The 11,228-nt window shown below is 73.4% G+C and carries 4 protein-coding genes; 3 read left to right on the forward strand and 1 reads right to left on the reverse strand.

What is annotated here, in order from left to right; translation table 11 throughout:
* The first annotated feature begins 54 nt into the window (after positions 1-54).
* Positions 55-3,699: an ATP-binding cassette domain-containing protein gene (locus AC0QU1_RS04615; protein WP_483574717.1), complete on the forward strand. Its 3,645-nt coding sequence runs from the start codon at positions 55-57 to the stop codon at positions 3,697-3,699.
* 5 nt (positions 3,700-3,704) lie between these two features.
* On the opposite strand, the gene AC0QU1_RS04620 is transcribed toward AC0QU1_RS04615, so the two are convergent.
* A complete protein-coding gene (locus tag AC0QU1_RS04620) occupies positions 3,705-5,186 on the reverse strand; it encodes an MFS transporter (RefSeq protein ID WP_483574719.1) in 1,482 nt (493 codons plus the stop codon).
* A 24-nt stretch (positions 5,187-5,210) separates the two neighbouring features.
* Here AC0QU1_RS04620 and AC0QU1_RS04625 point away from each other — a divergent pair, with 24 nt between their 5' ends.
* On the forward strand, positions 5,211-5,369 hold the full coding sequence (locus AC0QU1_RS04625; RefSeq protein ID WP_483576626.1) for a GNAT family N-acetyltransferase: 159 nt from the start codon (positions 5,211-5,213) through the stop codon (positions 5,367-5,369).
* A 219-nt stretch (positions 5,370-5,588) separates the two neighbouring features.
* Positions 5,589-11,210 (forward strand): pullulanase-type alpha-1,6-glucosidase, encoded by a 5,622-nt coding sequence (pulA, locus tag AC0QU1_RS04630; RefSeq protein ID WP_483574721.1) that lies wholly within the window; start codon positions 5,589-5,591, stop codon positions 11,208-11,210.
* Positions 11,211-11,228 lie beyond the last annotated feature (18 nt).

Genomic DNA, 11,228 nt, shown 5'->3' on the forward strand with positions numbered 1-11,228 from the left:
TCTGTGGAAAAAGAGGCAGGGACTGTCGGTGTCTCGACGTAGCCTCAGGAAACCATGATCGACGCGCCGCAGACCCCAGACACCACGCCCGTTCCCGAGGCGTCGCCGCGTCCTGCGCCCGTCCCGATGGACGAGCCGGAACGCCGGCTCGACTGGCGGCGCCTGCGCGGTCCGGTCGCCGTCCTCGCGCTGCTGGCGCTCGCGGCCGGCGCCGTCGGCCAGGCCCTCGGCACGGCCGCCGCCGGCGAGCTGGCCGAGCACGCCACCGTCGCCGGCCTGCTGCTGCTCGCCCTGTGCGTCGTGGGCGGCGCGCTGCTCGACGGCGTCGGGCAGGTGGTCTGGGCCGGCGTCGTGGACCGCGCGGAGGGCAAGCTGCGCAGCGACCTGCTCAGCGCGGCGCTCCGGCAGCCGCTCGCCACGCTGTCCGAGCAGGCGGTGGGTGAGGTCCTCGACCGCGTCGACGACGACACGCACGCCGTCGGCACCCTGGTGCGCCGCCAGCTCTGGGGTGCCGGACGTACGGTCGTCGGCACCGTGCCCATGTGGATAGTCGCCGGTATCACCTGGTGGCCCGCGTGGTTCCTGTTCCCCGTGCTCGGCGCGATCGTCGGCCTGCTCGTCCGGCCGCTGCTCGGCGAGATCGCACGCCGCAAGGTGATCGAGGAGGCCGCGTGGACCGACCATGCGGCGGCCTTCGAGGAGGCGGTCGCCGCCCGGAACGACCTGCGCACCAGCCTGGGCCAGGCCTTCGCCGTGCGGCGCCTGGCACAGCTCTCCGCGATGGTGCACCGCAAGTTCCGTGAGGTGGTGCGGGTCGAGGAGCGTCTGCTGCGGCGTGCCGGCCTGGTGATGTACTCGCTGCTCGCGGGGACCGCGGTGGTCTGCGCGCTGATGGCCTTCGCCGGCGACCTGTCCGTGGGGCAGCTCGTCACGCTGTTCCTGGTCACCGCGATGTTCGTGGGCCAGATGGACAACCTCGTCCACCACCTGCCGGACATCCAGGAGGGCCTCGGCGCGGTGCTGCGCCTGCGGCAGATGCTCGCGGTGGAGCCGGAGCCGGAGGGCGGTGACGACGTGCCGGACGGGCCGCTCGACCTCGAGCTGCGCGACCTGAGCTTCGCGTACGCGGAGGGCACGTTTGCCCTGGCCGACGTCGACCTGACGGTCCCGGCGGGAGAGACGGTGGCGCTCGTCGGGCGCACCGGCTCGGGCAAGTCGACGCTCGCCGCGCTGCTGTCGCGGGCCATGGAGCCCGAGCGCGGGACGGTGTTCCTCGGCGGCGCCGACGTGCGCGACCTGGACCTGCAGAAGCTGCGCGGCGCGGTGGGCGTCGTCACCCAGCGCACGGAGATCATCGCGGGCACGCTCGCGGAGAACATCGCGCTGTTCGCGGACGTACCGCGCGCGGACATCGAGGGTGCGGTGCGCGAGCTCGGCCTGACCGACTGGGTGGCGGGCATGCCCGACGGCCTCGACACCCTCCTCGGCCCCGGCGGCACCACGCTGTCCGCGGGCGAGGAGCAACTTGTGGCGTTCGCGCGGCTCCTCGTGCGGCACGTGCAGCTCGTGGTGCTCGACGAGGCGACCGCGCGGATGGACCCGCTCACCGAGGCGCGCGTCGTCGCGGCGTCCGACCGGCTGCTCACCGGGCGGACCGGCGTGCTGATCGCGCACCGGCTCAGCACCATCGAGCGGGCCGGCCTCGTGGCCGTGCTCGATCACGGCCGCGTGGTCCAGCAGGGCCGGCGCGCGGTGCTCGCCCGCACGCCGGGGCCGTTCCGCACGCTCCTGGAGGCGGGGGCGGCCGACGGGGCCCTGGACGACGCCGCATCCAGGGGCGGGGCCGATGCCTCCGCCGACGCCCACGCCCAGTCCGTCGTCGCCCCCGCCACGCCTGCCGAGAGCGACGGCGGACCCGATGGGGACGGAGCGTCGGGCGGCGAGACCGCCGCCGAGGTGGACGCGGTCGGCGGCCGCCGCCGGACGGGCACTCCGCCCGACCTGCCGCAGCCGGGCAACGGGCCGAGCCTTGCGCGCGGCGTGCTGCACGCGCTGGTCGTGCGCCCGCTGTGGGGCGTGGTCGGCGCCCTCCTGTTCTTCCTGGCGAGCCTCGTGGCGGCCCAGGGCGCGGTGAGCGGCTTCCTGTGGGGGCGCACGGTCGAGGAGCTGCAGTCGGGCGACCTGCCCGTCGGCCTGCTCGTCGCGCTCGCCCTGCTGCTGCTCGCGCAGCCGCTGTTCATCTCCCGCGCGCTGGGCGTGTACCCGCGCTGGTGGATCGAGATCCTGCTGCGGATCCGCATGTCGGTCATGCACGGGCAGACCCGCCAGTACCGGCTCCCGGCCACGCCGCCCGGCGAGGTGGTGGCCCGGTCCATGGACGCGGACCGGTTCGTGCGGTACGCGGACCGCTGGGTCGACTTCGTCAACGGCCTCCTGATCGTGGTCGCGACGGCGCTGATCAGCGGGACGTGGACAGCCGGGGCGGTGCTGCTGGCCGTGATGGTGATCTCGGCGGGTGCCTCGGCCATCGGGCGCCCGATCGCCGGCCGCTCGGCCGCCGGCTCCTCAGCCGCCCGGGCCCGGTTCGGCCGCGCCCTCGTCTCGGCCCTGGACTCGGCACGCACGGTGAAGCTCGCCGCCCGCACGCCGGACGTGCGGCGGCACCTGGGCGAGGTCGATTCGGGCCGGGTGCGCGCCGCGATCTTCGAGCACCGCGTGCAGGCGGTGCTGGACTCGGTGCCGATCGTGACCCTGTACGTGGGCGTCGTCGCCGCGTGGGCGTTCCTGCTCACCGACCGATGGGACCTGGCCACGACGCTGCTCGTCGCCAACGCCGTGACCGGCTTCGCGTGGTTCGGCGTCGTGGCGGGCGCCGTGGTGACCGAGGCGCCGGGCACGCGCGCGTGGCAGGTGGCGACCGCCCGGTTCGCCGACGGGGCCGACCTCGTCTCGTCCCAGCCCGGGGTCGACCTGGTGACGGGCATTGCGCCCGCACCCGAGCCGGCCCGCCGCGAGCCCCTGGACCGCCTGGAGCTGCGGGACGTGACCGCCGTGCACGACGACGGCACGATCGGCGTCTCCGACGTCGACCTGGAGATCCGCCGCGGGGAGCTCGTGCTGCTGCTCGGGCAGGTCGGGTCGGGCAAGTCGTCGCTGCTGTCCGCGCTGGCCGGGCTCATGGAGCACACGGGCGACATCCTGTGGAACGGGACCGAGGTGACCGACGCGCAGGCGTTCCTGCGCCCCGGCCAGGTGGCGCACGTGGCCCAGGTGCCGCGCGTGCTGTCCGGCTCGTTCGCCGACAACGTGCGCCTCGACCACGCGCGCGACATCGTCGGCCCGGTCCAGGGTGCGCGGCTCGGGCAGGACATGGAGGAGGCGGGCGGCCCGCACGCCCTCGTGGGGCACCGCGGCGTGCGCCTCTCCGGCGGTCAGGTGCAGCGGCTCGCGCTCGCGCGGGCGCTCGCCGCGGACACCGAGCTCCTGCTCGCGGACGACGTCTCCAGCGCGCTGGACGCCTCGACCGAGATCGAGCTGTGGGCCGCCCTGCGGGAGCGGGGTACCACGGTGGTCGGCGCGACGTCCAAGCGTGCTGCGCTCGCCCGCGCCGACCGGGTGGTGGTGCTGGTCGAGGGCAAGGTGGCCGACGTCGGGCCGTGGACCGGCCTCGCGCCGCGGTGGAGCCACCTCGCGGGCTGACCCGCCTAGGCCGCGGGCATGCGCGGGTCAGCCCGCCGCGGTAGCGCGAAGACCAGCAGGAAAGCGACCACGGAGAGCGCGGCGCTGGTGCCCATCGCCAGGGTCGCCGAGTGCCCGAAGGCCTCGGCGACCACGTCGGGCGTCGGGCGGCCGGGCGGGAACGTCAGCGACCCGAAGAGCACCGAGCCCACGACGGCGATACCCGCCGCCGAGCCGACCCGCTGCATGGTGCCGATCACTCCGGAGGCGGCACCGGCCTCGTCTCGGTCCACGGTGGCGACGATGAACTGGGCGTTCGGCGCGATGAACAGGCCGCTGCCGATGCCGCCGACCAGGAGCGGCGCCGCGAGGTGCCAGTGGTTCAGGTCGCCGGTGGGCACCAGCCAGAGCACGAGCCACACCGACACGAGCCCTGCGGCGACCATCGCCGTGCCGACGACGAGCACCAGGCGTCCCAGCCGGTGCGCCAGACGCTCGCTCTGCGAGGCGCCGACGATCGAGCCGATGGCGAACGGCACGGAAACGAGGCCCGAGGCGAGGGCCGAGTGGCCCAGCCCGGACTGCCAGAAGATCGAGATGGTGAAGAAGATGCTCGTGAAGGCCGCGAAGTAGACGAGCGCGAGGACGACGCCGCCGGTGAACGCCGCGTGCGAGAACAGGTGGGGCGGGACGAGCGGGTTGCCGCCCCGCGCCACGACCCCGCGCTCCCAGAACGCGAACCCGACGAGCAGCAGCAGGCCGGCCCCCAGGGACGTCCAGGTCCACCAGGGCCACCCGGCGTCCTCGCCCTCGATGAGCGGCACGAGGATCGCGACGAGCGCCACCGACACCAGCAGGAGGCCCACGACGTCGACCCCGCGCGCGGTGGTGCCCACGACGATCCGGGGCACGAGCGCGACCGCCGCGGCGACGGCGATCACCCCGAAGGGCAGGTTGACGAAGAAGATCGAGCGCCAGCCCTCGTCCTCGCCGAAGGCCTCGATGAGCAGGCCGCCGATGATCGGCCCGAGCGCGGTGGAGAACCCGATGGACGCGCCCATCACCGCGAACGCCTTGCCGCGCGTGCGCCCGGCGAACATGAGCTGGATCAGCGCGGTCACGGCGGGGAAGAAGATGCCGCCGCACAGCCCCTGGACCACGCGGGCCACGATGAGCTCGACGGCACCGGACGCCAGGCCGCACCAGAGGCTGGCGAGCGTGAACCCGGCGAGGCCCACGACGAACACCCACTTGTGGCCCACCCGGTCACCTACCCGGCCGGAGGGGATGAGCGCCAGCCCGTAGGCCAGCGCGTATCCAGAGATGATCCAGGACAGCGTGCCCTCCGACGCGTCGAGCGACGTGCGGATGGTCGGCAGCGCGACGTTCACGATGGTCGTGTCGAGCAGAGCCATCGACACGCCGAGGATGAGCACCGCCAGGGCGAGCCACGAGCTGCGCGGGGCCGCGTCCGGGGCGCGGTCGGGGGCCGCGGGGGAGGTGGTCACAGGCTCAGCCTAGGGTGGCAGGGCATCGGCCGGCGCCTGATGGAGCACGCCCACGAGCGCGGCCGGGAGCGCGGCTGCGCCCTGGCCCAGCTCACCTCCGACAAGCAGCGCCCTGACGCGCACCGCTTCTACCGCACGCTCGGCTACGAGCAGTCGCACGAGGGCTTCAAGCTCCCGCTCTGATACCGCGGACCCGTGGACGAAACAGGTCCGCCTCCACCACGCACTTACGCATGCTTCGCGACCGGAAACCGTGCGCAAGAGCGTGGCGGAGGCGGACCTTTCTGCTGGCCCGGCGAGCGGTCGGTCAGTTCGCCCAGGCGGACCCTTGCTGCAAACTTCTGCAAGCGTTACAGTCGCGCTCGGTCCACACTGGCGTTCCGGACGACGAAGGGGTCATCCATGTCTCGCACCGCGCGCCCGCGCCCGGTTCAGCTCCGCCCGCACGTCCCGCGTGCCGCACGGCACCGCGCGGCCGCCGCGCTCGGCGTCGTCACCCTGGTGGCCTCGCTCGGGCTTGCCGCATCGGCGTCGGCCACGGCGAGCCCGCCGTCGTCCGCCATGGCGAGCGCCCCCGCGGGCGCGGCCGGAGTGACCGATGCGGAGGACCGCACCGCCGCCCTGGTCGGCAACCTTCAGGACGAGCTGGGCTGCGCCGCCGACTGGGACCCCGCCTGCGCGGCTACCGAGCTGGCCCCCCAAGCAGACGGCACCTTCGCCGCGGAGTTCGAGCTGCCGGCCGGCACCTACGAGTACAAGGCGGCGCTGAACGACTCGTGGGACGAGTCCTACGGCCGCGACGGCGGCCCCGACAACGTCCCGCTCCACCTCGGCGGGGCGGCACGGGTTCGCGTCACCTACGACGACACGACCCACCGTATCGCCCTGACCCCGCTGACCCTGGCCGGCGACTACACGGAGGCCGACGACGCCCTGCTGCGCGAGCCCGTCCGCCAGCCGGGCAGCGACGAGCGCTTCTACTTCGTGATGACCGACCGCTTCGCCGACGGCGACCCCGCCAACAACACCGGCGGCCTGACCGGCGACCGCCTCGAAACCGGCTTCGACCCAGAAGACAAGGGCTTCTACCAGGGCGGCGACCTCGCCGGCCTGCGCGAGAACCTCGACTACATCGAGGGCCTCGGCACGACGGCGATCTGGCTCACCCCGAGCTTCCTCAACCGCCCGGTCCAGGGCTCCGGCAACGACGTGAGCGCCGGCTACCACGGCTACTGGATCACCGACTTCACGCGGATCGACCCGCACCTCGGCACCAACGCCGAGCTGGAGGCGCTGATCGACGACGCCCACGCGCGCGGCCTCAAGGTCTACTTCGACATCATCACCAACCACACGGCCGACGTCGTCGACTACGCCGAGGGCACCTACGACTACGTGGACCAGGCCACGGCCCCGTACACGGACGCCGACGGCAACCCGTTCGACCCGGCTGACCACGCCGGCACGGGCAGCTTCCCCGAGCTCGACGCCGCGACCAGCTTCCCGTACACGCCGGTGATCGACCCGCAGGACCAGGACGTCAAGGTCCCGGCATGGCTCAACGACCCGACGCTCTACCACAACCGGGGCAACTCGACCTGGTCCGGCGAGTCCGTCACCTACGGCGACTTCAGCGGCCTGGACGACCTGATGACCGAGCACCCCACCGTCGTCGACGGCTTCGAGGAGATCTACAAGGCGTGGATCGACCTCGGCATCGACGGGTTCCGCATCGACACGGTCAAGCACGTGAACTTCGAGTTCTGGGAGGAGTGGAGCACCGAGATCCAGGACTACGCCCGCGCCCAGGGCAGGGACGAGTTCTTCACGTTCGGCGAGGTGTTCGACGCCGACGCCACCAAGACCTCCCCGTACGTGCGCCGCACGGACATGAGCTCGGTGCTCGACTTCTCGTTCCAGTCGGCCGCCGCGAGCTACGCGAGCGGCAACAGCGCGCAGCGCCTCGCGGACCTGTACGCCTCCGACGACCTGTACACGACGCCGGACAGCAGCGCGTCGGCCCTGCCGACGTTCCTCGGCAACCACGACATGGGCCGCGTCGGCTACATGCTGGCGGGCGCCGAGAACCCGCTCCAGCGCGACGAGCTGGCGCACGAGCTCATGTACCTCACCCGCGGCCAGCCGGTGGTCTACTACGGCGACGAGCAGGGCTTCGCCGGCACGGGCGGCGACAAGGACGCCCGGCAGACGCTCTTCGCGACCCAGGTCGACGAGTACGCGAACCAGCCGCTCGTGACGGGAGAGCAGGCCGGCAGCGTGGACCGGTACGACACCGACGCGCCGCTCTACGAGCACATCGCCGCCCTCGCGGCGCTCCGCGAGGAGCACCCGGCCCTGGCGACCGGCGCCCAGATCGAGCGCTACGCCGAGGACGGCGCGGGCGTCTACGCGTTCTCCCGCGTCGACCGCGAGGAGCAGGTCGAGCACCTGGTCGCCGCCAACAACGCGGCACAGCAGCGCACGGTCACGTTCGACACGCTCACCCCGGGCGCGACGTTCGACCCGCTGTACGGCACCGACACCCCGGTCACGGCCGACGCCGACGGCGCGGTGACGCTCACCGTCCCGGCGCGCTCCGCCGTCGTGCTGGTCGCCGACCGGACCGTGGGCGCCGACTCCGCCGGAACCATCACCGTGGTCCCCGGCACGAGCGCCCGGCCGGGGGCCGCGGTGACCGGCGTGGCCCCGGTCGCCGCCGGGGTCGACGACGCCTGGGCGGAGACCTCCTTCGCCTGGCGCGCGGTCGGCACCGACGAGTGGCACCACCTGGGTACAGCGGAGGACACGACACCGCGCGTGTTCCACGACGTCGGCCCCGGCGGCGACACGCTCCCCGAGGGCACGCTCGTCGAGTACCGCGCGGTGACCAGGGACGCCGATGGCGACCGTGCGGCCGCCAGCTCGTACGCGTCGGTGGGCGTGGACGTGAGCGGCGTCGCCGACGACCCCACCGACCCGGACATCGACCTGGTCACCGTGCCCGGCTCGCACAACAGCGAGATGGGCTGCGCCGGCGACTGGACGCCCGACTGCGAAGCCGCCCGCCTCACCCTCGCCGACGACGGCACCTACACGGGCACGTTCGAGCTGCCCGCCGGCTCGTACGAGTTCAAGGTGGCCGTGAACGGCTCCTGGGCGGAGAACTACGGCGCCGACGGCGTGCGGGACGGCGCCAACATCCCCTACTCCACGGGCGGCGGCCCGGTCACCTTCACGTGGGACCCGGAGACCAAGGTGCCCAGCGTGCGGGTCGGCACGCCGGGCACACCCGGGGAGGGCCAGCAGGCCGCGCACTGGGTACGTGAGGGCCTGGTCCTGGTCCCCGCCGCCGACTTCGGCACAGGCGACATCTGGGCGCTAGAGACGGGCGCGCCGCAGGCGCCGACGTCGTACCCGCTGCGCCCGGCCGGCGGCTCCGGCGACGTGCCCGCCGACGTGGCCGAGGACTTCCCGCACCTGGCGAACCACCTCGCCCTGGAGGTCGAGGGCATGGACCGGGCCACGGCGACGTCGGCCCTGCAGGGGGCGCTGCGCCTCACCCGGCACGACGGCGAGACCCTGACCGCCACCACGGGTGTGCAGCTCCCGGGCGTGCTGGACGACCTGTTCGCGACCGACCGCACGCTCGGCGTGACCTGGCAGGACCAGGACCGCAACCACGGCGGCAAGCCTGCCGGCAAGCAGGCCTCGTTCGCCCTCTGGGCGCCGACGGCCCGCGGGGTGACGTTGCAGGCCTGGCCGGCCGGCGTGTCGCTGGACACCGAGCCGCGCACCTTCGCGATGCAACGGCAGCCCGACGGCGCCTGGACGCTCGACGGCGGCAGGGCGGTGCGCGGCCTCGACAGCCGGTTCGAGCGCCCGAAGGGTGGTCATGGCGGCGGAGCGAGCTGGCAGGGCGTCCGCTACCGCTACGCCGTCGAGGTGTACGTGCCGAGCACCGGCCAGGTCGAGACCAACGTCGTGACCGACCCCTACTCGGTGAGCCTCACGCTCGACTCGACCCACTCGGTCGCCGTCGACCTGGACGCGGCCGCGTGGCAGCCCAGGGTCTGGCGCACCACCCCCGCGCCGGTCGTCGAGGACGCCGTGGACCAGACGATCTACGAACTGCACGTGCGCGACTTCTCCAGCTCCGACGAGACGGTGCCCGAACGCCTGCGTGGCACCTACGGCGCGTTCGGCGTGCGGGGCTCTGACGGCATGACGCACTTGCGCTCGCTGGCCGACGCCGGCCTGACCACCGTGCACCTGCTGCCCACCTTCGACATCGCGACGATCCCGGAGGACCGCGCCGACCAGACCACGACGGGCGACCTGTCCGGGTTCGCGCCCGACGGCACGGAGCAGCAGGCCGCCGTCGCCGAGGTGCAGGGCCAGGACGCCTTCAACTGGGGCTACGACCCGTACCACTTCATGGCCCCGGAGGGTTCCTACGCGGTCCGGGCCGACGGCGGCGCGCGCGTGGCCGAGTTCCGCTCGATGGTCGGCAACCTGCACGGCGCGGGCCTCCAGGTGGTGCTGGACCAGGTCTTCAACCACACCGCGGCATCGGGCCAGGACCCGAAGTCGGTGCTGGACCGCGTGGTCCCCGGCTACTACCACCGGCAGAACGCGACCACCGGCGCGGTCGAGACCAGCACCTGCTGCCAGAACGTCGCCACGGAGCACGCGATGGCCCAGAAGCTCATGGTGGACTCCGTGGTCACCTGGGCTCGCGACTACCACGTGGACGGGTTCCGGTTCGACCTCATGGGCCACCACTCCCGGGCCAACATGGAGGCGGTCCGCGCGGCGCTCGACGAGCTCACGCTCCGGCGCGACGGCGTCGACGGGAAGAGCGTGTACCTGTACGGCGAGGGCTGGAACTTCGGCGAGGTCGCGGGCAACGCCCGCTTCGAGCAGGCCACGCAGGGCCAGCTCGGCGGCACGGGCATCGGCACCTTCAGCGACCGCCTGCGCGACGCCGTCCACGGCGGCTCGCCCGTCGACGGCGCGTCCCTGTTCACCCAGGGTTTCGGGACAGGGCTGTTCACCGACCCGAACGGCAATACCGCGCGGCTGGGCGACCCGGCGACCGTCAACGACGGCGGGGCCGACGAGGCCGCCGACCTGGCGCACCAGACCGACCTGGTGAAGCTCGGGCTGGCCGGCAACCTGCGCTCCTTCGAGGTCACGACCTTTTCGGGGGAGCGGGTCAGGGGCGAGGACCTGGACTACCGGGGCTCGCCCGCCGGGTACGCGGACTCGCCCGAGGAGGTCGTGACCTACGTCGACGCGCACGACAACGAGACGCTGTTCGACCTGCTCGCGCTCAAGCTGCCCGCCGACACCCCGATGACCGACCGGGTGCGGATGAACACGGTGTCGCTGGCCACGGCCGCGCTGTCGCAGTCGCCGTCGTTCTGGCACGCGGGCACGGACCTGCTGCGCTCCAAGTCGCTGGACCGCAACTCGTACGACTCGGGCGACTGGTTCAACACGATCGACTGGTCGGGCAAGGACAACGGGTTCGGCCGCGGCCTGCCGATGGCGGCCGACAACGAGGACAAGTGGCCCTACCAGCGGCCCCTCCTGGCGGACGCCGCCCTCAAGCCGGACGCCGACGACATCGCGTTCGCCTCGGCGCAGGCCCGCGAGCTGCTGGAGCTGCGGCACTCGACCGAGCTGTTCCGGCTGGGCTCGGCCGACCTGATCGAGCAGAAGGTCACCTTCCCGGGCTCGGGGCCGGGCGCCGTGCCCGGCGTGATCGCCATGTCGATCGACGACCGGGCCGGCGCCACCGACGTCGACCGGAGGCTGGACGGGGTGCTGGTGGTGTTCAACGCGTCGCCGACGTCGGCCACCGTCGAGGTCCCGGAGCTCGCGGGCCGCGACTACGCGCTCTCCCGGGTGCAGGCGCGCGGGTCGGACGCCGTCGTGCGGCAAACGGAGTGGGAGGCCGCCGACGGCACCGTGACAGTCCCGGCGCGCACGGTCGCCGTCCTGGTGGACCCGAGGGGCTGAAGCACGGGCCGCGTCGCG

Source organism: Promicromonospora noduliphila (genome assembly GCF_056951025.1).

Excerpts from the sequence above, each read along its gene's own strand:
- pulA (WP_483574721.1), top strand. The coding sequence starts at position 5,589 with ATGTCTCGCACCGCGCGCCCGCGCCCGGTTCAGCTCCGCCCGCACGTC.
- AC0QU1_RS04615 (WP_483574717.1), top strand. The coding sequence starts at position 55 with ATGATCGACGCGCCGCAGACCCCAGACACCACGCCCGTTCCCGAGGCG.